A 25,669-nucleotide genomic window follows, 5' to 3' on the forward strand; every position below is an offset into this window, starting at 1 on the left:
TGTTCTTTATTAATATTATTTTATGTAATTAATGAATGGTATAGTTCTTCACTTGTTTGAATATAATCGAATCCGAATAGATTGTTCAAATAATTATTATTCTCATTGGTTAAAACATCTCCATTTAGAATTGCAAATAAAACATCCTGAATTAGATCATATTCATCCCAATGTTTTCCAATTTCAACCATGGCTAATTTATTCTCATTACTTTCTTCACCATTTTCATCACGTAAAATTGTTTTTTGACGAAATAATTCGACTCTTTTATTTAAATATAATCCATAAGCGATATAAGATCCAACACAGTTTGAAATTATATAATCTGACAACTCTATTATTGATTTTAATCTATTCAAAAAACATGCATCATTAATATGTCCCGCCGTAGTAACCTTATAACCTTTCGCAATATATTCATCAGCTCTCCCCAATTGAATATCTTTAAAGTAAAGACAGACAATTACAGAATCAAATCCTTTTCTTTTCTTTTCAATAATTTCGAGAAATTCTTTAGTGTCAAAATCACTCAAAACCCCATCAATTGAATGAAAGGGAAAAACTAACAAAGTTTTACCTAATTTTTCCTTTAAGTTCTTATGATCTTTTTCATTTAAGATGTTTTGAGCATAATGTATATAGGGTCCTATTTTTATAGCCTTCTTTAAGGGATATTGATTAGTAATAAATTTTTCTCGATAATCACTAAATGTTAAAATTTTTTCAGCACTAGTAAAATGTTTATGAACAAAACTTGAAAAAATAAAACCGTGTTCTTGGGCAATATTACTTGGCAAACGCCTTTTATTAATGTATTGTAGCAATATATGATAAAATCCATACAATTGAATATCCCCATTCGGATGAAAGTATCCATTTGGAATATTCTCGGACAATTTTTCAAATTCAAATATTGAGAGATTTTTACGACGAGTACTTTCCTTTAAAAGAAAATTATTCTTGTCTAAATTTTTGCGCTTGATTAAAGAATACAAAATTTCTCTTGTTCCTCTATAACTCAATAATTTACTCATTAAAATATCTTTCATGTGAATTTGAAATTAGTTCTTTTAAAAAAATAAAATGGTAAAGCTACTATATAACAGAAAGTAATTAAAATTTTATAGATAACGGACAAATCAACTACAAATAGTACAATTACAAATGACACTACTGTAAATATGAACCATATTTTTGGCCTAAATTCTGCTACTGCAACTTCTTTATAATCTTTTAGAAAAAATGTTCCGTATCCCATAATTAAATAGCAGAAAAACAGCACAAAAGCAGGGCTTTTAATTCCATAAATCGGTATTAACAAAATATTAAGTAAAACACATACCAAACCAGCGCCAAAAGTTACTTTCCACAAATTGCGTGTTCTTTCTCTATAAAATAAAATGGTTGCAACACCAAAATACATAGGTCTATAGTTATGGGCCATAATGAAAATGGCAGCTAAAAAATAAGTTGATTTAAGTTCCTCATTTTTTACCATAATTTCAAAAATTTCCTTTAGCCAAAAACATGCGAGAGAAGATAAAATCACCAAAACAAACTGTAATGCCCAAGTTAATTTTCTAAGTGAATCATAGTTTTTCAATTTTATTTGCTCAGAAAGAATGGGTGAAGCTGCTGTATTCATAGCCCCGACAGCCATTGCCATTAGACCTCCAAAAGATGCAGCAAATCCATAATATCCAATTTGAGATGTACTTATCAAAAAAAATTTTAATAATAAAGTATCTGACGAACTCAATAAGTAACTACCATAAAAATGAGGAAGCATTGGTAATGAAACCGAAAGTCCTCTTCTTATTACTACTTTTTTAAACTTGTAAATTGGTCTAATTTTTAAAATGAATCTCAGTGGATACCAATACGAAAAATGCAATAGTAACATTGAAATACAGTTTGCTATAAACCAACCCATGTAATGAAGATCTAAAATAACAATTGTATAGTAATTCAAAATAATTGTTATAAATGAAATTAAAATTGTTCTTGTTACTATCTGTTTTGGTTTTTGATTGAGTTGATAATATAATTGCCCAATAGTATCTGCAGGACCAAAACAAACAATAGGTACAATATTTAATAAAATAATCCAATATAGATTTTCACTTGCTTCTTTTGGAATAATAAAATAGATTATTATTGCCAGTAAAAAAGAATAGAAAATCATCCAAATATTTAAAAACCCATAAAATTGTCCCCACCTTTTTTTAAAGTGATTTGTATGCTGAAAAAAAACGTTTGTCAATGGTAATTGAAGTCCTAGCATTGATAAAACACTTATTAGTCCTAAACTGGAATTCATTATTGATTGTACCCCATAATCTTCTGGTGTTAATACTCTCGTAAAGATTGGTAACATCAAAAGAGCAATAATTTTAGGTACAAAAGGTCCTAGCCCATAAATTAGACTATGGGATATTAATTTTTTAAACATAAAGTTTTATAATTTAGGGCTTAGGCGGTACAATCTAATAGATATTAAAAACAACTACCACCTTATTTTTATATCCAATACTTATGTAAATCTTCTAAATTAATTTACTTATTTATTAAGTTTGGACTTACTCCAAAGCTGATAGAGTAACTTGGAAAATTGCAATCTCTAACATATTTATCGGCAGATATTATAACGTTATCATCTATTATCGAATCAACTATAGCTTTGCTATTTGACGACATAAAAACTTGGCTTTCAAATTTTGGAGAAAACACCTTTATTGTTTCCAACAGTACATGTTGACTAAAAAAGTGCTTTTTAAAATTTTCCACTTTCTATCATTGGAGAAAGTGGATGATCTAAACTAAATATCTCAGGTAATTCGACTTCATTAAAAAAAGCAAGAGTTAAAATCTTATTAAGGCAATAAATTTTTCGCAAACTATTCTTTTTTCATTTGCCGGTTTAAATATTGCATGGCATAAAATAATATAAAAAATACATCATTATTCTTAGTAATACGGATTAAAAAATCCCTGTTCATCTTTATGTAATACTTATTTTTATTACATATATTACTAAAACAATATTCTTTTCTTAATGCTCAATTATGTTCCTTCTTCTTGTTTAATCGATTTAAAGATTTTTGACTGTAAACGATAAATCTAAAATGTATTAATCAAAATCACATAATAACATAGATCATCGAGTTTCATAGATAATAATAGCTGTTTTTTTAATTGAGGTTCAGTTTCGCCAAATTAATCTTGGAAAGATAAATTGACGTCCCTATTTTATTCCCATGTGCAGAATAATAACTCATCCATAAATACCCGTCTTTAATAACCATTCCTGGATATGAACAATCACCACTACTCTTTATAGTCATTAGTTTTTTATAAGTATTTGTTTTAAAATTATAATAACTCAAAATTAGCTTAAAAGATTCCCTACCGCCAACAAGAATACCATCTTTATAAAATACAAATTCTGGTCCTCCAAAATCTACAACAGGAATCGTACCAAACCAGTCCCATGAATTTCCTGAATCTGTAGATTTACCAATCATTCCATTTGAAGAGTTTCTTCTTACAACTGCATAAAAAGTACCTGTACTATCTACTTTCATAGATGTTTCTGATGGGTCTCCATCAAGTTTCTGTGCTGAATTTGTGATATTAAAGTTCGATCCATCAGAACTTTTGTAGAAATCAAAAAGACCATCCAAACCATAAGCAAAAGTATAAGCTTTATTTTTATACCAAGTAATTTTCCAAGGCCAAGCCTCATTACCAGTTATTTTTGCCGTATAACCAATCTTTTTATCTAATACAACATCTTCTAAATTTTGCCATCCCCCCGTATTTCCATTAAAAACAGATTTATAGTCCGTGAAAGCTACTAAATTTTTATTAACATATTTAGAAGCATGAACATATGCCATCAATTTGTTTTTATTGATTGTAAAAGAAGCATTTCGCAAATCAAGTCCTTCGATACTAAATTCTTTAATAAGATCCCATTTTACACCATCAGTGCTATTTAAAATTTTTACAACTCCATCCTTTCCTAACCCGTGTCTATCTGATTCTCGATAAGATAAAAACCATTGATTTTCAAAAAAAATCAAATCGGTAAAAGCATTATTCAAACCTTCATTGAATGTAATCCTTTGAGTAATAATTTTATCTGTATCATCTTCATCTTGTGCTGTACAAGAAAAACAAAAAGTCAAAACAAGTAAAAAATTCAGTAGTTTTAATTTCATATAATTCAATTATTTAACAATATAATCCTCTTTTAATGCGTCACCTTTTTCTAAATTAACATTAATTTTTTTACCCAAAATAGCATTAAAATGTTTAGGGTGCATTCCAAAACCTGGTCGTATCGATCTTACGTTTTCTTCAGTAATTATCTCACCTGCTTTTATATCTTTTACTACGTACAAAGATCTTGAAAAATCTTTTCCCTTAGCTTGTTTATCTGTTAAGGAATAATCAACAATACCAATCGCACTTTCTGCTTCTCTAACGGCTTTTACCATAGCGCCGAATTCTTCTTCATTCATAGAAAAAGAGGCATCTGGTCCTCCTATTGCTCGATCAAGGATAAAATGTTTCTCGATTATTTTAGCACCAAAAGCTGTAGCAACTATAGGTACTGTTGCCCCCATAGTATGATCAGATAATCCACTAATAATATTGTATCTTTCTGCTAAATCTTTTACCATACTCATATTTGCTTCTTCTATAGGAGCAGGATAACTAGAAGTACATTTTAATAATGCTATATCATTATTTCCCATTCTTCGACAAGCATCTAATGCCAACTCTATATCTTCTTGTTCTGCAATACCAGTCGAAATGATAATGGGCTTACCTTTAGAAGCCGCATATTCAATTAATGGAATATCTGTTATTTCAAACGAAGCAATTTTATAAGCAGGCGTATTTAGACTTTCTAAAAATTCTATTGAAGATTTATCAAAAGGTGATGAAAAACAAATTAATCCTTCTTTTTCTGCTTCTTCAAAAATAGTTTTATGCCACTCCCAAGGTGTATAAGCTTCTTTATATAAATCATGCAAATTCTTTCCATCCCATATTGATCCTTTAATCATAAAATCATCTTTTTGGGAATCAAGAGTTATAGTATCTGCGGTATATGTTTGTAACTTTATACAATCTGCACCTGCTCTTTTCGCGGCTCTTACAGTTTCTAAAGCTACTTCTAAACTTCCATTATGATTTGCTGATAATTCAGCAATTATAAATACTGGCGAATTTGCATTTATAGAAATGTTCTTAATTTTCATTCTCTTAATTTTTAATTATTACATCATCAGCTGATAAACCAACTCCAAATCCTAGTAATAAAATTTTACAGTGTTCTCTTTATCTTACTATTTCCTATTAATTTACAAAGACACCTTTATATCAATTCACAAAACAGAAAAAATTATTATAAATCAGTTATTTACAATAAAATCGCAAGAATAATTATTGTGTTTTTAACAATACATAATCATACAGTTCTTGCACAGTTTTCTTTGCTCGGTAATCGCTTTCAGAAATATCAACACCGTACTCATCCTTAATCATAACCATTATAGTCATTCCTGTCAATGAATCGTAGCTATCTAATTGTCTAAATTCAGTAGACATTTCTAAAACAATATCATCAGCATCAACAAATTGTTGTTTAACATTTGAAACAAAAATTTCTTTTTCCATATTTTTATATTTTAAATTTAGCAAATTTCAATTACTACTCCTGCCATTGACAAACCCACTCCAAAACCACAGAGCAAGACTTGCTGATTTGTTTTAAATCTATTTTCTTTTATTACTCGACTAAGCGCAATAGGAATTGTTGAAGAAACGGTATTACCTATATCACTCATTGAAACATAGAATTTATCTGAATCAATACCGCATCTTTTTCTAATGAAATCAAGCATAAAAGCATTTGCTTGGTGAAAAATTACCATATCAATTTCTGACAAAGAAAGACAATTCGTTTCTAGTGTCTCAACAACTAATTTTGGAACTTCGAATGCTGTAAAATTAAAAATTTCTTTACCATTCATATAAAGATAATCATCGTTGGATACAAAATTTTCTTCTTCGTCATAGAAATCTTTTTGCTTTTCCCTATCTATCTTAATTCCACTATTTTTTACGATCAAATGGTCAAATCCACTACCATCGGTTCCGTATTTAAAGTTTTTGATTTTTGCCGAAAAAAAATCATTATTAGGCTCCGATGTAATCAATGTAGCCGTTGCGCCATCTCCAAAAATTGTTCGGTTAGACTTATCTTTTGGATGAATAATCTTTGAATACATTTCAGAAGTAAGCAAAATCACATTTTTAGCTTGCCCAGTAGAAACAAGACCTTTTGCAAGACCCAAACCGTATATATATCCAGAACAACCCAAATTGACATCTATTGCACCACATTTCTTTGATAATCCAGCTTTATCTTGAATGATACAAGCGGTTGTTGGAAGGAGGTAATCTGGTGTTTGAGTACAAAGAATAAGATAATCTATTCTTGATTTATCAAAATTATAATCATGTATAAAATTCTCTAGGGCCTTTATTGCCATATCGCTTGATGATTCATCTTCATCTGCTATATGCCTACTAACTATTCCCGTTTTTTGGGAAATTTTTTCAACTGACCACTCAGGAAACATAGAAGAAAGCTCTGAATTATCCAAAACTTTTTCTGGCAAATAATGCGAAATTCCATTTATAAATGCTTCCATATATTTATTTATTTTTTCTAAAGACAATAAAATAATGTACTCGTAAAAATCTTAAATTACTAAATACGTTAGTAAAAAAATCACAAACGCTTTAATTAACATTAAATTATTGAATTTACTGTTAATTCTAAAAGTCTTTCAATTTTTTTATTTTTTATAACTTTTTCCCTCCAAACATTTTCAGTTAGTTCTCTGAAAAAATATTCATCATCACTATTTTCCGAACTTTTGAACTCCGATATTACTTTTGAGAAACTAAAAAGATCACTAAATGAGTTTGCTGATTTATTAGCAGTTAGAGCATATCCTTTTAAAGTTTTCATTTTTAGATTCAGATAAATATATTCTAATACATAATAATAAAATTCAACACCAATATTCTTGTGATGATAATCTGGAGCTATATAATACCCCCACTCGGCTTCATCATCTTCTATTGCGGTTAATGAAAAAGTACCAACTGGCAGATTATTTCTTTTTACTAGGAAGTACAATTTAGATTTGTCTGTTTTTAATCTTTCAACAAAATTAAAATGATTATCTAACTCAACTAAATCAGTACTATACATCCATCTTCTTACTTCATAATTATTTCTCCAATTAAATACCAATAATAATTCTTCATTATTTAAATCGGTAAAATTTACATAAGTATATTTACATCCCATCACAATTTATTAAATTTACTATGTATAATAACATCTTTAAAATTTCCATAATAGAAACAATGATTCTTTAATACTGCCTCTTTAAAAAAATTAGATTGCTCAAGTATTGGATAAAGCTGTGGCCTCACGTCAAAAGCGTACGTGTAAATTTTAAATAAATCTAAATCACTAAATGCAACTTTTTCAATTAAACTTAGAAAATTCAACAGAAAAGAACTATAAAATTCCTTTTCTAAACTTGTGTTCATTAAAAATGATATCTCAGCATTTTTATCAATCCAATTAATATGGACCAACCCTCCATAACCAACAAACTCTTCATTTCTTAAAAAAGAAAATAAAATTTGGTTTGGTTTTTCTTGCTCAAAAAGCTTAGACACGATATTATTGAAATAATTTTCCTGACTTTCAACTGTTAATGGTTTATCTTGACGCAAATGATAAATTTGTTCATTACGCCATTTCATTATAAGCAAACGATCTTCATAACGAATTGGCACAATTGAAAAATCTTGGTTTGTAAAAACTTGCTGGTTTAATACTTTATAGTTTCCCATTTATCTTAGACTTAGAATTTAGATGATCTAAAATCACATTTTCTAATTTTACAAAAATTAACTGATGTCCTTTTTCATTTAAATGATGAAAATCTGAAATTATTCCATCTAAAGGGAAATCATCATTTTCTATAAATTTTGTATGTGATTTTAATATCTGATTGTATTCATGGGCATTTTTTTTAATGCCTGGGATTAACTTTTCATATTGTTCTGCTATTTGCAAAATTCCGAGTGAATACAACGGAATACTTTCAAAATCACTTTTAATTCTTAACAAAGAATCTAAAAATACTTCTTTTGGAGTATATGTACAGTTCCTAATCTTTCTTAATTTTTTCTCAAATAATTTTGTAACTTTTCGAAGCCGAAATTTATCAATTAATAGTTTTTCCATTAAACTAAAAGATCTCGGTGCACAATCTACAATCCCACATTGTAAAAAAACTAAATCAGGTTTAAATTGTTTATAATAAAAACATTGCCCCAATAGGTCAGAAATCTTGGCTCCTCCGATAGCTATATCAACAATCAATAATTCAGGAAATCTATTTCGAAGCATAAAAAGATAAGTATCTTCATACGTTACTTCGCCAGAATCGAATTTCCGTGGTAGAGACAGAGAATCTGTTAAAAATAAAATTCTCATTATAATTTGTATGATTTTTTTAGAGACATTCTTTACTAGATACCGACATTTTAACCACTACTTTCTTCACATCTGAATGCCCCTCATACAATGCCATATGTGCAAAATTATTAGGAATGATACAAAAATAGCCTTTTGGGATTGAAAACTTCTTTATATAATCTGATGTATAAAGCGCAAAATCATTCAACTCATCATAAGCCTGATACTCTTTTACTTCACTAAAAACATCTGCAAATGCAACTATATCTTCTCCTTCCAAAGAAATATGGATATCCATTAATTGTTTGTGAGCTTCTAGAATATTTCTATTAAAAGAAGGAGATATCTCTTTACTATATATTGGAATTAAAGTAATACTTTCAGAAGATATCTTTTCATTTAAAACATTTAAATCTTTATTTTTTAAGAGATTAAGCACCCTATCAATTTCAGGATATAACTTAGAATAATTTACTAAATTTTCAAATTTATCAATTATCATTTATTAACTAATTTTTGTTTTACTATTCAGAGTATCAATTAATACTTGATCTGTTTTATATTTTAATTGAATGTGATTATTTATTTCAGGAAGTTCAGGTTTTTTGTCTAGCAGATCAAAAATATCACTAATAGTATAATCTGGATTAGTTTTAAAATTATCTACAATTTTATTAAATAAAATTATATCTTCATTATAATCCAAAGTTAATCTATAATTTCTAACAAGATTTTTAGGTAAGTCTACCAAATTAACTCTAAAATATTCTAAATTATTCATAAAATACCATGTCATGTATTCTGAATATTCTGCAGATGGAAAATGTTTTTTTACTTTTTCTAATGCTTGAACATTTATAATTTCTAAGTTAGTACCTACTGCTACATCTCTTGCAGTTGTATAATCAGCCCCATACTCGAAATGAGATTTAAGTAAAATTTTTAAAATTTCATTATCAATGAAAGGACAATCTGCTGTAACTCTAATAACAATATCCACTTTAAGTTTTCTTGCTATGTCCAAATATCTCTGAATTACATCTTCCGGGTCACCTTGATGAAAAATGACTGATTCATTATAAGTAAAGTCCTTAAGTGGCAAATCAGATTCTAAATCTGAGGTAGCTAAAATTACATTATTGACATTTTCAAATTTACATGCATTTTTAATACATAACTCAACCGAAGTAAGATCTCCAATTTTTAATAGTGCTTTTTCTTTAAGTCTGGTTGATTTCAATCTACAAGCAATAATTGTTGCAATATTTGCTTTCTTAAAATCTTCTCTTTGTAGTGTTTCCCCTTTATTTTTAGAAACTGAAAGAATATGAAAATCGGAAATCAAATCTTTAATTTGTTTTGAGTTTAATCCATTTTTTCCTGATCTCTTAAATTCAAAATCTTCTTCTATTGATAAGTACTCACCCTTTTCTTTAGCTCCTTTCAATATAGGCTTCATAATAGATTTTTCTAAATATAAAAGCTCTCTATTATTAATAAATTCAGCATTTAAAAGTTCTTCATAATTATTAACAATTTCAATCATTTTTGTAAACTGAGTAACTCCTAGACTAGAGTACATATCATATTTAGTTTCAGCATTTTCAAGTAATACATGCTTCTCGACTATGTCTGCTCCTGATGCGATTGCCAAGGCAGGTAACCATACTGCATAATCCGACTCACGATCAATATGATCAGCAAAAACTATTCTTTTAGAAAATGCATTTTTAACTTTATTAATTTTTGAAATCCCTGAATCTTGCAATAATGTAGGATATCCTTGAAATCCAACTTCAATCAAGATTTCTTCAGGATTTAAACTTTCCTCATATTTCTTTAAAAAATACGCTATTTCGTCTAAATCAAGAGAGGCTACATTAATTATAAGTTTCTTATTTGAAAGATCAACTTTAGATAAGGCATTTAATACGGCATAATTAAATAGTACTGAAACCTGCAATTTAATGCCATAAACTTTAGAATGATTCTCTTCTAAGATCTGTACTCCATATTCATCAAATATATCTAGCCATACATCTTTGGTTTCTTTAGCCAGATTAATAATCTCATCCCATTCAAGTGAATCAAATAATAATTCTTGATAAACTGAATACCACTCAAAATCTTTTGTTGCTAATTTATCTGGATGTAATGGCTGAAATTTAATTCCAAAATTATCTTTAAAAGATGAAAATTGTGAAATTAACTCCTTAACATATTTTATATTTCCTCCATGAGTATTTGCTACTTCAATTATTGTATATGCCATAAAAATTTATACGTTTTTAGAATGAAATAAATTAACTTTTTCGATTACAAATTCTTGTTCTTCGATAGTTAATGTTGGGTACATAGGTAAACTAATACATTTTGAATAATACTCCTCAGCATTTGACAAATCGATATAATTGTCCCCTAATTCCTTATAATAAGGCAGTTGATGAACTGGGATGTAATGAATTTGAGCATAAATCTTATTTTGATGCAAATAATCATACAAGTCTTTTCTATCATCAACTTCAATTACGAAAAGATGGTGTGCATTTAAAAAGTTTTCTGGTAAAGTTTGATATTTTAACTTTCCTCTAAAAGCCTTTTTGTATCTTTCTGCTATTTCATTTCTTTTTTCAACTCCTTTTTCGTTTCTTGCTAATTGAGATATGCCTAAAGCTGCTTGAAAATCTGTTATTCGATAATTAAATCCTAAAGTTTGCATTTCATAAAACCAACCTCCATGATTTTCTGACATATTTTCTTTCGTTATTCCATGAGAACGCAATAACAACAGTTCTTTATAGATTTTTTCAGAATTGGTAGTAACCATCCCTCCTTCTCCACAAGCAATATGTTTTACAGGATGAAATGAAAAGACAGCTGCATCGGCATATATTCCATTTCCGCAAAACTGCTTTTCCTTTTTCGAATCAACAAAGTATCCGCCAGGTGCATGACAAGCATCCTCTAAAATCCAAAGATCATGCTCACTTGCTAGTTTTCTAAAATCTTCTAAATTCACAGGCAATCCGGCAAAATCTACAGGAATTATTCCTTTAAAAAAACCTTTAGGCTTACTTTCAATTAACTCTTTTGTTTTTTCAAGAGATAATATATAGGTATCTCGGTCAATATCTGCAAACCAGACTTCAGCACCTACAAATCTTGCGCAATTTGCAGACGCGGCAAAAGTAATTGGAGTAGTAATTACTCTATCTCCTTCTTTTAATCCAAGGGCCATAGCTGCGATATGAAGTCCCGCCGTTGCATTATTGACAGCTACAGCATACTTCGCGCCAACAGATTCAGAAAATTTTTCTTCAAATTCCTTTACTTTTGGGCCTTGAGTTAAAAAATCTGATTTTAAAGTTTCAATTACAGAATTAATATCTTCTTCTGTAATATCCTGTCTTCCATAAGGAATAATTTTATTTTCCATTATACTTCAAAATTTGCATCAACATGTTCTTTTATCAAACCTCTCAAACTATCAACAGTCTCCCAATCGTCATTTGTACCAGAATTATAATAGAACCCTTCCTTAACTTTTTTTGCTTCAAAATGATTTAAATAATCATCAAGTTTAAAATTAGGGATCGATGGTAAAATCGTATAGTACTTACCTAGGTCATATGTATAAAAAGAATCTGATGCAGTAATCATTTCCTCATGTATCTTTTCACCTGGTCTAATTCCTACTATTTCAATTGGACAGTTTGGAGCTACCGCTTCTGCTACATCTGTAATTTTATATGAAGGAATTTTAGGTATGAAAATTTCACCTCCCCACGCATGTTCCATCGCATGCATCACCATATCTACACCTCCTTGAAGCGAAATATTAAATCGTGTCATTGCAATATCTGTGATAGGTAATTTTCCTTCTTTCTTTTTATTAATAAAAAAAGGAATTACAGAACCATTAGACCCCATCACATTACCATATCTTACAACTGAAAATTTAATTGGGTTAAATCCTTTAATATTATTTGCCGCTACAAATAATTTATCTGAAGTTAGTTTTGTTGCTCCATAAAGATTAATTGGTGCACATGCTTTGTCGGTAGACAATGCAACAACATTTTGAACATTTGTTTGCATTGCAGCGTGAATAACATTTTGTGCACCTCCAATATTCGTTTTAATACATTCATCTGGATTATATTCAGCTAAATGCACATGTTTCATTGCCGCAGCATGTATTACATAATCAACCCCTTGAAAAGCTCTTATTAATCTTTGTTCATCCCTAACATCGCCCAAAAAAAATCTAATTTGAGGATATTTATCTAATGGATATTCTTGAGCCATTTGAAATTGCTTTTGCTCATCACGAGAAAAAATAATTAGCTTCTTAATTGTCGGATAAATTTCAAATATATGTTTAGTCAGTGCCTTTCCTAATGACCCCGTTCCTCCAGTAATTAATATTGTTTTATTATTTAACATAATTGTTATTATTGATGTTTACTATAAAATTTTTTAAACTAATTGTTTAATGATGCGTTTAACGATTAAGAAAGCAATGGCAAGAAAACCAAATAAAAAACCACCTAAAATAATTCCTTTTAACTTGCCAAATCTTTCTTTTTCTAATGGCAAAATTGGCTTATCTATAACTTGAATTAAAGGAGTTTCTCTTCTTAACGTAACTTTTGCAAGCTCAGTCTGTTTCACTAATTCAGTTAATATAGCAGTATTTGCCTGCACATCTACCTGTCTACGAACCGATGGAGCTCGTCGGACATTTAAAGCAGGATTCAAATTAAAAGTATTATCATTAGCAGCAGCGACACCAGTTATTGCACCATTAAGCTCATTTCGAATGGAATCTGTTTGATGTTCCAAAATATCCATATTCATTCTTGCCTTCTTGCTTTTTGTATCGACATAAAATTTTCCTACTTGTTTCGCTAAAGCTTCACAGAAATATTTAGAAAATAATTCATTCGTCGAAGAGACTTCCATTGTAATTATTGATACTTTTTTGTCTTTAACAGCTACAATTAAACCTGATTTTGAAAGCTTTGTATAAATAGATCCTAAAATGCTATCCTGCACCCTAGTAAATTTTTCTCGTTGTTGATTTGGCAAAAACTGTACGTTTTTCAAATTAGGTTTTTCATTCCACTTTTCTCTCCATTTATTATTTTGAATATACATCTCGGCCAAAGAAATTGTTTTACCATCTATTATAACAGGACTCAACAATGTTTTTTCAACCATAGATCTTGACTTAAAAAGTTCCGTTAAATTAGCTCCTGTAAATATTCCTCCTGCGTTCCCTCCTAAATCAATCCCTAATGTACTCGCAAGTCCTAATGCACCACCTAATCCTCCACCTTTTTCATCTTCTAAAGCAAAAGATAATGTGGCCTTGTATATAGGCTTTTTAGTTATAGAATACACTATCCCTAAAGAAGCACCAATAATTCCTGATACTAAAATAATTTTCCATTTAGAGAGCAAATAAGCATACCATTCTGAAGCGCTTGCTAGTAATTCTTTTAGCGAAATTTCGTCGTTGGCTATAGTTTTATTCATTATAAAATTATTTAAAAGCAGTTACAATCAATAATGCCAAACTAGTCAATACACTTCCTATACTAACCCATTCCCCTGTACTCATCTTTTTAGTTTCAGGTTTTTCAGGAACAACTATCTGCGAATCTGGTTCTACATTTGGATAAAATCTAAAAAATAAAAATGATTTAGTGACATCAGCTTTTCCATTTGGATAAATAATATATGCTTTTTTCTTCCAACCTTTACTATCAACTCCTCCAACAGAATTAATATAATATTTAAAGCCTTTTCCACTTCGATATGGAATTTCAGATGTTAACAATACGTTTCCTGTTACTTTTACCCCTTCATTATAAACTGCAACCTCAATTTCATCACCAGGGAATAGTGTCACGTTGGAATAATGATTTTTATTCTTTACTATTTTTTCCCAGTTAATTGGAATTGTCGAAAACTTTAATTCATTTTCAAGTTTATTTATTAATTTATTATTTAGGGTATCCGTTTTTAAATTCAAATCAACACTTTTTAATTTTTCAATTTGATCTTCCTTAATTGGTCTAAGAATTTTCATCCCCTCCAAATTGGCCACAGAGGTAAGTCCGCCAGCTCTCATTACAACATTATAAACAGTTTCTTTTTTATTTGCTAAAACATATTTCCCAGGATATGTAACAGCTCCTTTTATAACTACCATTTGCGGTTTTTCATAAACAGCTATTCTTCGAATATTAACTACATCAAAAGGTTTTAAAATAAAATTCTTGGCTTGTTCATTATTATCTGCGGTAATTTCAAATTGGACTAATTCAATACGTTTTGGATCTGAATCATCGATAAAGTCAGACTTTATCATTCTAGCAATTTCAACTCTTTTAGATGCTGACCCTGTCAAACCGCCAACTTGCACAATTAAATCGTTAAGAGTCAAATTTTCTAAATAATCATATTCTCCTGGATTTTTTACTTCTCCATCAATAGTAACTTTATATTCTTCTCTAAAATCTAAAATAGAATAAACAGTAACTATGTCTTCTCTTTTTAATTCAATATCTGCATTTAAATCGCCAGACAATGCAGAATCTAGATCTACATTAATAATCTCTGTCGTTAGGTCATTTTTTAGACGAACTATTCTTGCTCTTTTACTATAGGCATCTTCTTTCAGTCCCTCAGCTCTAGTAATAAGATCAGACACTCGCATCCCCTCAGTAAAAGAATAATAATCTGGTCTAAAAACAGCACCTTCTATTTTAATTCTATTTTCAAAACGATTTAAAATTTTTGTAATCCTGAAAACATCTCCTGATTGAGGAAGATATGAATTATATTCGCTTTCATTTATATCATGCACTTTAAATTCTTTGCCCGTTTTTTGTAATACATTTACTGAAGCTGTATAAGCAAATTCATTGAAACCTGAAGCAAAATTTAATAAATCGGAAAAAGTTTCTCCTTTCTTCATTTCAAAAATACCGGGACGCTTAACTTCTCCTTCTACAGTAACTCGCTGACTATATGCTGGAATTCTTATTACATCATTTTCTTTTAGAGTAACATTGTCAGATTGATCTCCTTTTACTAAAAATCTATAGATATCAATATTCTTATATACTTTATTATTTCTAATTAATTCAATATTTCTATAACTTCCATTTTTTCCTGGACCACCCGCTAAATGTAGAGCGTTATAAACTGTAGCTAGAGAAGAAATTGAGTAATTTCCAGGTTGTTTACCTCCTACTATAGTTATTTTGATTGTTCTTATTTGACTTAAGCTAACGCTTACCTGAGATTGCCCAGAACGAACAGTACTATATACTTTTGCAATAGCAGCTTTTATTTTTTGGGTAGCAGCTTCAATAGACATTCCAGATACTGAAATCTGTCCCACATATTGAATAGCAACTTTCCCTTCAAGAGAGACTGGTATTGACGCATTGTACTCTTGAACACCATAAACACTCACTTGCAATTCGTCGCCTGGTCCTAATACATAATTTACAGGAGTTGCCATTTTTAAATCAGGCTCAAAATTTAACGTAGGATTATCAAACAATTCGGAACCAAAAATTAAAACATTTGCAGAGTCTTTAACCTTTTCATTTTTAATTTTATCTTGTTTTCTTCCAAATTCAACCTTATCTTCTTGTTTTTTTGGTTTTTCGTCAGTACCCTTGTTTTGTTTTGCTAAATACTCGTTAAGTTTGGTTTTCAATTTATCGTATTCAGTCTGGCTCATTCCTCTTGATAGGGCCATTGGCTCAACTTGTTCTATTGTAGTATTGTTACTTTTAAGTTGTGCACTAATTTTAGACAAGTCATCATCAGATAAATAATCAACTTTAATTGTACTTAAGTCTTTACTTTTTAAAATATCTTGTGCTTTAACATTATATGAAAATAGAAAAGTAAAAAACAAAATAAGAACGTATATTATTTTTTTCATGTTGATTTTATTTAATCTTAAAAAATAAATTTAAGTAAGAATAATTTAATTTATGAGTATTGTTTTTTGTAGTATTCTTTATATGTGCCAGATGTAACATTCTGTAACCATTCTTCATTATTTAAGTACCAATTGATTGTTCTTTCTAAGCCTTCTTCAAAAGTTACAGATGGTTTCCATCCAAGTTCTTTATTTATTTTAGAAGCATCAATAGCATATCTCAAATCATGACCTGGTCTGTCTTTTACATAGGTAATCAATTCCCTAGAAGTACCTTTGGCTCTTCCTAATTTTTCATCCATAATTTGACAAAGTAATTTTACCAAATCTATATTTTTCCATTCGTTGAAACCGCCAATATTATATGTTTCATGATTTTTTCCCTTATGAAAAACTAAATCTATTGCAGCAGCATGATCTTCAACAAATAACCAATCTCTTGTATAATTACCATCGCCATAAACAGGTAAAGGCTTATTGTTTATAATGTTATTTATAAATAAGGGAATTAATTTTTCTGGAAAATGATAAGATCCATAATTATTTGAGCAGTTAGTTAAAACATATGGCAATCCATAAGTTTCACCATAAGCTCTAACAAAATGATCTGAACTTGCCTTTGAAGCAGAATAAGGAGAATTAGGATTGTAAGGTGTTGTTTCTGTAAATAATCCTTCTTCTCCTAAAGTTCCGTAAACTTCATCTGTACTAATATGATAGAATCTTTTATTTGCGAAGTTATTTTTCCATTGATTTTTAGCTGCATTTAACAAATTCATTGTGCCAATAACGTTTGTTTTTACAAATGCTAAGGGATCTTCTATTGAACGATCTACATGAGATTCTGCCGCTAAATGTAAAACGCCATCAAAATTATGTAGAGAAAATAGTTCGTTTATAAAAGCTTCATCTACAATATCTCCCTTAATAAAATTATAGTTAGGCTTATTTTCAATATCTTTAATGTTTTCCAGATTTCCAGCATATGTCAAGGCATCCAAATTATAAATTTGATATTCTGGATATTTATTTACAAAACGTCTCACTACATGTGATCCTATAAATCCTGCACCGCCAGTTATAAGAATTTTTTTCATTTTATATTTTTGATTTCTTTATTTTAATAATTCCGAATTTTGTCTTTCTAATTCGTTGTATATATCTTTTACATCTTGCGAATTTTCTTTTTGCAAAATTAAATTAGCAGATTCTGTATGCACAAAAATGGTATTTCTTAATCCTAAGAAAGTAGTATGGCTGTCACATCCAATAACCATATTTCCGTTTGAATCTATTGGATGACCTTTTGAAACAAGATATTCATATACTGACTCAAAAGAGCCCAAATCCGACCATGAAAAAGAAGCTGGCACTACTTTTATTTTTTTGCTTCGTTCCATTACAGCATAATCAATACTTATAGATGGAATTTGCAATGATAAATCTAAATCCAAAAATCCTTCTTTAGATGCCTCCCAAACTATTTTAGATTTTTCATAAACATCCGGCTGAAATTGTTTTAATTCATTCAACAAAACATCTGCTTTAAAACAAAACATTCCACTGTTCCAAAGGAAATTACCTCTTGAGATAAACTCCTTCGCCGTGGTTTCATTTGGTTTTTCACGAAATGATAATACTTCATCACCTTTGGATTCTATATAACCATAGCCTGTTTCTGGTTTTGTTGGAATGATTCCAAAAGTAACTATAAATCCGTCATTAGCTTTTGAAATTGCTTCTTGAATTGCTGCATTATAATCCTCCATTTTATCAATAATATGATCAGAAGGGGTAATAATTAGTATATCGTCTGGCTTTGAAGCAAAGGCAGCAAAGGCAATAGCTGCAGCAGTATTTCTTGGTGTTGCTTCTACAATATTAATGTACGAAGTTTTAGTTTTTTCCATTACTTTACCGCTTAAATGATGATTGTCAACGTTACCAACAACCATTACTTTATCTGCCAAGTGACTATTACGTTCAACAGTCATTTCAAATAAAGATTTACCTTCAAATATTTCTAGATATTGTTTAGGCTGGCTTTTACGTGAAAGTGGCCATAATCTGCTACCTACACCTCCTGTTAAAACCACATGTACTATTGAATTTTTTGTTTCCATTTTCTCTAAAATAAAAAAAGGTTAGACCTATAATCTATTATCAGCTATAGTCCCTAAAACTCCTTTAACATCATATAATAAACTATTCTTTTTTTGCAGTTTAGCAAAATCTAATTCTAAAAATTCAGAATGTGAAACTCCTAGAACTATAGCGTCAAATTTATTATCTGGAATAGAGTTAAATGTTACTAAATTGTATTCTTTTATTACATCATGTGCATTTGCAAGGGGATCAAATATACTCACCAATATTCCGTATTCTTTCAAAGCTCTTACCACGTCAACAATTTTAGTATTTCTTACATCTGGGCAATTCTCTTTAAAAGTAATGCCCAGCATTAATAATTCAGCGCCATTAACAGAAATACCTTTTTTTATCATCAACTTTACGATTTGCGAAGCGACATATTCCCCCATGCTATCGTTTAAACGTCTTCCTGCTAAAATTATTTCAGGATGATAACCAAATTCTTGCGCTCTCTGTGCTAAATAGTAAGGATCAACACCAATACAGTGTCCACCTACAAGTCCTGGCTTAAAAGGCAAAAAATTCCATTTTGTCGATGCCGCTGCAAGTACCTCTTGGGTATCAATATTCATTAAATTGAATATTTTAGCCAATTCATTAACAAAAGCAATATTAATATCACGCTGAGAGTTTTCAATAACTTTTGCTGCTTCTGCAACTTTTATTGTAGGTGCCAAATGTGTCCCTGCCGTAATTACAGACTTATATAGTTCATCGACTTTTAAACCTATTTCAGGAGTTGAGCCCGAAGTAACTTTTAATATCTTTTCGACTGTGTGTTCTTTGTCACCAGGATTTATCCTTTCTGGAGAATATCCTGCAAAAAAGTCTTCGTTAAATTTTAAGCCTGAAACTTTTTCTAAAACGGGAACACATTGCTCTTCTGTTACTCCCGGATAGACAGTCGATTCATAAATAACGACATCTCCTTTTTTCAAAACTTTTCCAACCGTTTCACTTGATTTATACAAGGGAGTCAAATCAGGTCTATTATTTTTATCGACAGGGGTTGGAACAGTGATTATATAATAATTACATTCTTTAATATCATCTATTGATGTAGTACAATACAATCCTTTTTCTCCATCTAAACTATCTACTAAAACTTCATTTAAGACATCATCTTCTACTTCTAAAGTACTATCTGTTCCAGATCTTAAAGACTCTACTCGTGATTCATTTATATCAAATCCCACTACTGGGTATTTTGTAGCAAATAATCGAGCTAATGGTAGTCCCACATAACCTAAACCTATAACTGCAATTTTTACTTTAGCTTTCAAATTCATATTTTTTAATTTATTTCTGGTCAATAAAACTCATGGCTTCGCCGTTCTCAGTCACAAAATTCTGACTCAGATACCTAAATTAATCATTTTCGGCAAATATAACATAATAAGTCTAGTTATTCAATACGGTTTCCCGTAATACTTACAAAACGAATTACTAAAAAAAAACTAATTTTTCCAACAATCTATTAATCAGACTGTAAATAAATACATAATAAAAAACAGAAGAAAAAAATCATAAAATGACTTTCTCTTCTGTTGCATCTTAATTTTTTAAATCATTTATACTTTATCTTCAAAACACATCCTAATGTTTCTAGCACTAGCACATAATAATTACTAGATACCTGCTGAACTATTGCATTCTGATTGCTAAATACGCCTGATTCTAATTTGATTTTATCTCCAACCTGAATACTAGAAATTGAAATATCACTTAGGTTTGGAGCCGTTAAACTCTTTTTAATAATTTCAATCTCTTGATCTTTTACAATTGCGGGTTTTCCCAACCAAAATAGGTACCTAACTACTCCCTGAACTTGAAAGACTAAATTACGATCTGAATCAGCTAATTGAACAAAAACATAGGAACTAAAAAGAGGTGTTTCAACTTTTTTCTTACGATCTGACCATTGCTTTACTTGTGTTACTAATGGACAATAACACTCTATTCCCTGTTGAATAAGTCTATCTGCAACTTTCTTTTCCCATTTAGGTTTTGTATAAACTACGTACCAATTCATTTTTTTTATTTATGATGACGCAGTTTTTACTACTTCATTTTACAATAATCACAAAACCAATTTATGATCCTATACCATTATAAACGAATCCAATTGATTCTAATTGTTTAGCATTTAAAATATTTCTTCCATCGAATATAAAAGCTGGTTTATGCATCGAATCATAAATCTTCTTCCAATCGTACATCGTAAATTCATCCCATTCAGTTAAAATTGCAATTGCATGCGCATCTTTACATGCTTCATAGGCATTATCAAACACATTTAATGCACTTCTATTTTCTTCACCTGTTCTTGTTTCTAAATAATCTAAATCACTTAACATCTTGTTTTTAGAAACTTTAGGATCGTAAACTGAAATTTTTGCTTGCTCGTTTATTAAATCGTCAGCAACATAAATTGCTGCAGATTCTCTTGTATCGTTTGTATCTTTTTTGAAGGCCCAACCCAAAAAGGCAATTTTCTTATCAGCTACTGTATTATATAATGTCTGAACAATTTTATTTGAAAATCTTCTTTTTTGATGATCGTTCATAATAATTACTTGTTCCCAATAATCTGCAACTTCATTTAATCCATATGATTTTGCGATATAAACTAAATTTAGAATGTCTTTTTGAAAACAAGAACCTCCAAATCCTACAGAAGCTTTTAAGAATTTTGGCCCTATTCTGCTATCCATACCAATTGCTTTCGCAACTTCATTTACGTCTGCACCTGTTTTCTCACAAAGCTCTGACATTGCATTGATTGAAGAAATTCGTTGTGCTAAAAATGCATTTGCTGTAAGTTTAGATAATTCTGAAGACCAAACATTTGTTGTCAAAATTCTATCTTTACTTACCCAATTTGCATAGACATCAACTAATGAATTAATTGCTTCTTCTCCTTCTTGATTTGTGTCTCCACCAATTAAAATTCGATCTGGATTTAACAAATCGGCGACCGCAGTTCCTTCTGCCAAAAATTCTGGATTAGATAAAATTTGAAATTGAACACCATTCCCTGTATTATCCAATATACTTTTAATTGCTTCAGCCGTTCTAACAGGCAAAGTCGATTTTTCAACTACAATTTTATTTTGTTTGGCAACTCTTGCAATTTGCCTTGCACACAATTCAATATACTTTAAATCAGCAGCCATCCCTTTTCCTTTTCCATAAGTCTTAGTTGGAGTATTTACTGAAATAAATATCATTTGAGCCTCATCTATTGCTTTATCAACATCAGTAGAGAAAAATAGATTTCTACCTCTTGCTTCAGATACAATTTCAGAAAGACCAGGTTCATATATTGGAATATTTTCAGGGTTCGGATCGTTCCAATCTGCTATCCTTTGTTCATTTAAATCAACAACTGTAACCTGAATATGTGGACATTTTTGAGCAATAACCGCCATTGTAGGTCCACCAACATATCCTGCACCAATGCAGCAAATTTTTGTAATTTTCATTTGATCTATTTTATCTTGATCTTAAGTTTATTTTAAATTATGCCAATACCATTCAACAGCTTCTTTTAATCCGTCTTGCAAAGAATATTTTGGATTATAACCCAGATTTCTTTTTGCTTTTTCGATGCTTGCTAAAGAATGAGGGATATCTCCCGCTCTATTTTCGCCGTAAATAACTGGCACATCCTTTATTTTTGGATCAAAGTCTGATAAAAACTTTTTTAAATAGCCAACTAAGTCATTTAATGTATTTCTATCTCCAAATGCTGTATTATAAACAGTATTAACAGCCTCTGGATTTTGACAAGTCATAGCCAACTCATTCATTTGTATAACATTATCGATATAAGTAAAATCGCGTGAATAATTTCCATCGCCGTTAATTACGGGACTTTCATGATTCATAAATTGTTTTACAAACTTTGGAATTACAGCTGCATATGCTCCGTTAGGATCTTGTTTTCTTCCAAAAACATTAAAATAACGAAGTCCGATTGTTTCTAACCCATATGTTTTACTAAAAATCTCTGCGTACAATTCGTTTACATATTTTGTAATTGCATAAGGAGACAATGGTTTTCCTATAACATTTTCTACCTTTGGCAATCCTTGAGAATCTCCGTAAGTCGACGAACTTGCTGCATATACAAATCGTTTTACTTTAGCATCTCGTGCAGCAGTAAGCATATTTAAAAACCCAGAAACATTTACATCATTTGTAGTAATCGGATCTTTGATTGATCGAGGCACAGAACCTAAAGCTGCCTGATGTAAAACGTAATCTACTCCTTGAACCGCCAAATTACAATCTGTTAAACTTCTAATATCAGCCTCAATTAATTTAAAATCAGGATTATCTAAAAAATCTTTTAAATTATGACGATGACCTGTAGAAAAATTGTCTAGACAAACAATCTTATAACCTAAGTCTAAAAAATACTCAGTCAAATTTGAGCCAATAAATCCAGCTCCTCCTGTAATCAAGATCGTACTTTTTATCTCATTTTTCATTTGTCAAAATTTAGCTTTTTCTAATTCGATTTACAAACGCTTTCCAAAATCCTTCTTTGATCTCTTCCTCATGATAACCATTCGAATATGCTCCATAACCGTAACCATATCCATAACCTGTACCATATTTTGCCTTATTTTCATAACCATTCAACACAATACTCACGTTACTTAACTCTCCGCGTTTAAGTCTTGTATTCAACAACGTTATCATATCTTTCTTAGTATAATTCTGTCTCACAATATACAATGTCACATCTGCAAATTGAACCAATTCTAATGAATCTGCGACCAAACCAACAGGTGGAGTATCCAAAACTATATAATCATATTTCTGCTTCAATTCGTCAATCAATTCCCTCATACCATCGCTTAAAATTAACTCTGAAGGATTTGGAGGTATTGGACCCGAGAGGATTACATCTAAATTTGGAATAGCTGTCGAATTGGTAATTTCTTCTAAACTATTTTGTTTTATTAGATAGTTGACAACTCCTAAAGGGTTTTTTAATTGAAATTCATCTGCCAACCTTGGTTTTCTTAAATCTAGACCTACAATTACTGTTTTCTTTTCACTTAAAGCAAAAACAGTCGCTATATTTATAGAACAGAAAGTTTTTCCTTCCCCACTAATTGAAGAAGTAATCATTAAAGTTTTTGATCCGGTAAGCTGTTGTTTTTTATATAAAAACTGAAGCGAAGAACGTATTCCTCTAAAAGATTCAGAAAGTGCTGATTTTGGTTTCTCAAAAACCGCCAAACTGCTCGAATTCACATTAAGACCAATTACTCCTAATAAAGGAATTTGAGTTAATTTAGTTATATCCTCAGTATTCTGAATCGAATTATTAATAAAAAAAATCACAAGGATAAAAAGCAAGGGAATTAAAATCCCAATAAACAATGCCAGTATATAATTCATTGAGGTTTTGGGCCCGATCAATCCTCCTCCAATATCTTTTGCGGGATCAATAAAATGAATATCAGATAAATTAGATGCCCTTACAATTTCTGCTTCATTTCTTTTTTGAAGAAATTCAGTATAGATATTGTCATTCAAATCATATTTTCTTTTAATCTTCAATAATTCTTGCTGTTCGGCTGGAAGTTTTTTAACAGTACTTTCGGCTTGACCAATTTTCGCGTTTAATAGCGATAAATCATATATTAAAGCTGCTTTTGCGGTAACAATATTCTCTTGAAGAACATTTTTTACTGCAGCCATTTGATTGTCAAAATCTTTAAATATTTTTTCACTTTTTACTGCATAAGCCATTTCAGATCTTTGTGTAGAAAGTGCAATAAGTTTTGACACATTTGCAACAACATTCGGATCTTCAATTCCTGCAACAGAAGGGGCTGGTAATCTAGAATAATCATCACTACTATTTAAATATGATCTTAATGAATTATAATAAGCTATTTTTCTTGTAACTTGATCTTTTTCAACATCAAAATTCATTATTTTCTCTGAAACTCTAGAACCTCCATCTTCTATTTCATAAATCTTTTTATCTTTTTGGAAAGATTTTAATTCGTTACCGGTTTGCTTAAGTTGTGATTCCATTGCTACTAGTGTACTATCAATAAATCTGATAGTATTCGTAGCAAATTGATTTTTTCCATCAAGTTGTATCTTAATAAGCATTCTAACAGTTGCGTTCAAATAATCAACCATTCTTGCCTTATTAGTACCCTGCATAGACAAAGTCAATAATGATCCACTACTTTTTCCTGAATCTACATTTACACCTCTATAACGAGAGACTGTTCCATCAAAATCATTAAATCTAATAAAGTATTCTTTTCCTTTATAAAAACCTGGATTATCTGTTATTTGAATTTTCCAATTTAAAAATGGAAGATTAACACGTTCTCCTACTTTATATTTTTTAACAAACATTATAGGTTGTACTGACGTATTATTATAAGAATTATTGCTGTAAGTTATTAACGAAACAGAATTAACCTCAAATGGAATCCTTATTTCATACTCGTTTTCATTTAAAAATTTTACACTAATTAATGTATTTACAAGCTGTCCTTTTGTTTTATCAATATCGACATAAAATGGCACAACTCCATAAGAATCTATTAAATTATACTTTCCTTGTTCTAAATAATCAATATAAAATTGAAGTTTATCAACAACCAACTCATTATGAGACCTTGATTGAAGAATTGTAGAAATACCATTTACTTGATCAGAAACCCCTCCCCAATTGAAAACCAAACTTGTATTTGAGGTAAAAAAAGGATTACTTTCTTCTTTAATAGAAATCATTGTCTGCATTCCGTAAATTTTTTCTTTACGAACGTTTATCTGATAAGCAATTGTAAATGTAATAATCAAACTTATAAGAAACCATTTCCAGTATCCCACAATTTTCAACAGAAACCCTTTAAAATCAAAATGAGAATGATTTTCAAAAATGGCGAAGTCTTTAATGTCTAACATTTTAA

At 29.9% G+C, this 25,669-nt stretch carries 22 protein-coding genes; all 22 read right to left on the bottom strand.

The window, feature by feature from the left end; all coding sequences use genetic code 11:
- Nucleotides 1–20 precede the first annotated feature (20 nt).
- Nucleotides 21–1,049 carry a hypothetical protein gene (locus JC605_RS19215; RefSeq protein ID WP_198857749.1) on the bottom strand — a complete coding sequence of 343 codons (1,029 nt, stop codon included), beginning with the start codon at nt 1,047–1,049 and terminating at the stop codon, nt 21–23.
- The gene (locus JC605_RS19220) at nt 1,046–2,452 is read right to left on the bottom strand and encodes a lipopolysaccharide biosynthesis protein (RefSeq protein WP_198857750.1); all 1,407 of its coding nucleotides are present in this window, start codon (nt 2,450–2,452) and stop codon (nt 1,046–1,048) included. Before JC605_RS19220 ends, JC605_RS19215 begins: the two co-directional genes overlap by 4 nt.
- A gap of 739 nt (nt 2,453–3,191) precedes the next feature.
- Entirely contained in the window at nt 3,192–4,223 is a 1,032-nt protein-coding gene (locus JC605_RS19225) for an exo-alpha-sialidase (RefSeq protein ID WP_198857751.1), read from the bottom strand.
- 9 nt (nt 4,224–4,232) lie between these two features.
- The gene (gene pseI / locus JC605_RS19230) at nt 4,233–5,273 is read right to left on the bottom strand and encodes a pseudaminic acid synthase (RefSeq protein ID WP_198857752.1); all 1,041 of its coding nucleotides are present in this window, start codon (nt 5,271–5,273) and stop codon (nt 4,233–4,235) included.
- 184 nt (nt 5,274–5,457) lie between these two features.
- On the bottom strand, nt 5,458–5,691 hold the full coding sequence (locus JC605_RS19235; RefSeq protein ID WP_198857753.1) for an acyl carrier protein: 234 nt from the start codon (nt 5,689–5,691) through the stop codon (nt 5,458–5,460).
- 17 nt (nt 5,692–5,708) lie between these two features.
- The gene (locus JC605_RS19240) at nt 5,709–6,731 is read right to left on the bottom strand and encodes a 3-oxoacyl-ACP synthase III family protein (protein WP_198857754.1); all 1,023 of its coding nucleotides are present in this window, start codon (nt 6,729–6,731) and stop codon (nt 5,709–5,711) included.
- Nucleotides 6,732–6,832: 101 nt separating this feature from the next.
- The gene (gene pseH / locus JC605_RS19245; protein WP_198857755.1) at nt 6,833–7,399 is read right to left on the bottom strand and encodes a UDP-4-amino-4,6-dideoxy-N-acetyl-beta-L-altrosamine N-acetyltransferase; all 567 of its coding nucleotides are present in this window, start codon (nt 7,397–7,399) and stop codon (nt 6,833–6,835) included.
- Nucleotides 7,399–7,956, bottom strand: a complete 558-nt coding sequence (locus tag JC605_RS19250) for a GNAT family N-acetyltransferase (protein ID WP_198857756.1) — start codon at nt 7,954–7,956, stop codon at nt 7,399–7,401. The genes pseH and JC605_RS19250 overlap by 1 nt, the downstream gene beginning before the upstream one ends.
- Nucleotides 7,943–8,605 carry an SGNH/GDSL hydrolase family protein gene (locus tag JC605_RS19255; protein ID WP_198857757.1) on the bottom strand — a complete coding sequence of 221 codons (663 nt, stop codon included), beginning with the start codon at nt 8,603–8,605 and terminating at the stop codon, nt 7,943–7,945. The genes JC605_RS19250 and JC605_RS19255 overlap by 14 nt, the downstream gene beginning before the upstream one ends.
- Nucleotides 8,606–8,624: 19 nt before the next feature.
- Complete coding sequence (locus JC605_RS19260) at nt 8,625–9,089, bottom strand: YhcH/YjgK/YiaL family protein (protein WP_198857758.1); 465 nt, start codon at nt 9,087–9,089, stop codon at nt 8,625–8,627.
- Between the two features lie 3 nt (nt 9,090–9,092).
- The gene (locus tag JC605_RS19265) at nt 9,093–10,859 is read right to left on the bottom strand and encodes a cytidylyltransferase domain-containing protein (protein ID WP_198857759.1); all 1,767 of its coding nucleotides are present in this window, start codon (nt 10,857–10,859) and stop codon (nt 9,093–9,095) included.
- 6 nt (nt 10,860–10,865) lie between these two features.
- Complete coding sequence (pseC, locus tag JC605_RS19270; protein ID WP_198857760.1) at nt 10,866–12,023, bottom strand: UDP-4-amino-4,6-dideoxy-N-acetyl-beta-L-altrosamine transaminase; 1,158 nt, start codon at nt 12,021–12,023, stop codon at nt 10,866–10,868.
- Nucleotides 12,023–13,033 carry a UDP-N-acetylglucosamine 4,6-dehydratase (inverting) gene (pseB, locus tag JC605_RS19275; protein ID WP_198857761.1) on the bottom strand — a complete coding sequence of 337 codons (1,011 nt, stop codon included), beginning with the start codon at nt 13,031–13,033 and terminating at the stop codon, nt 12,023–12,025. Before pseB ends, pseC begins: the two co-directional genes overlap by 1 nt.
- 33 nt (nt 13,034–13,066) lie before the next feature.
- Nucleotides 13,067–14,128 carry a lipopolysaccharide biosynthesis protein gene (locus tag JC605_RS19280; protein ID WP_198857762.1) on the bottom strand — a complete coding sequence of 354 codons (1,062 nt, stop codon included), beginning with the start codon at nt 14,126–14,128 and terminating at the stop codon, nt 13,067–13,069.
- 7 nt (nt 14,129–14,135) lie between these two features.
- The gene (locus JC605_RS19285; protein ID WP_198857763.1) at nt 14,136–16,559 is read right to left on the bottom strand and encodes an SLBB domain-containing protein; all 2,424 of its coding nucleotides are present in this window, start codon (nt 16,557–16,559) and stop codon (nt 14,136–14,138) included.
- Nucleotides 16,560–16,609: 50 nt separating this feature from the next.
- On the bottom strand, nt 16,610–17,656 hold the full coding sequence (gene rfbB / locus JC605_RS19290) for a dTDP-glucose 4,6-dehydratase (protein ID WP_198857764.1): 1,047 nt from the start codon (nt 17,654–17,656) through the stop codon (nt 16,610–16,612).
- 18 nt (nt 17,657–17,674) lie between these two features.
- Nucleotides 17,675–18,682 carry a mannose-1-phosphate guanylyltransferase gene (locus tag JC605_RS19295; protein WP_198857765.1) on the bottom strand — a complete coding sequence of 336 codons (1,008 nt, stop codon included), beginning with the start codon at nt 18,680–18,682 and terminating at the stop codon, nt 17,675–17,677.
- Nucleotides 18,683–18,709: 27 nt separating this feature from the next.
- A complete protein-coding gene (locus tag JC605_RS19300; protein ID WP_370569071.1) occupies nt 18,710–19,993 on the bottom strand; it encodes a nucleotide sugar dehydrogenase in 1,284 nt (427 codons plus the stop codon).
- A gap of 284 nt (nt 19,994–20,277) precedes the next feature.
- A complete protein-coding gene (locus JC605_RS19305) occupies nt 20,278–20,742 on the bottom strand; it encodes a UpxY family transcription antiterminator (protein ID WP_198857767.1) in 465 nt (154 codons plus the stop codon).
- 61 nt (nt 20,743–20,803) lie between these two features.
- On the bottom strand, nt 20,804–22,195 hold the full coding sequence (locus JC605_RS19310) for a UDP-glucose 6-dehydrogenase (protein WP_198857768.1): 1,392 nt from the start codon (nt 22,193–22,195) through the stop codon (nt 20,804–20,806).
- Between the two features lie 27 nt (nt 22,196–22,222).
- Nucleotides 22,223–23,206 carry an SDR family oxidoreductase gene (locus JC605_RS19315; protein ID WP_198857769.1) on the bottom strand — a complete coding sequence of 328 codons (984 nt, stop codon included), beginning with the start codon at nt 23,204–23,206 and terminating at the stop codon, nt 22,223–22,225.
- Between the two features lie 10 nt (nt 23,207–23,216).
- Entirely contained in the window at nt 23,217–25,664 is a 2,448-nt protein-coding gene (locus JC605_RS19320) for a polysaccharide biosynthesis tyrosine autokinase (protein ID WP_198857770.1), read from the bottom strand.
- Nucleotides 25,665–25,669: the final 5 nt, after the last annotated feature.

This window comes from Flavobacterium sp. IB48 (genome assembly GCF_016405855.1).
Lineage (GTDB): Bacteria > Bacteroidota > Bacteroidia > Flavobacteriales > Flavobacteriaceae > Flavobacterium > Flavobacterium ginsengisoli.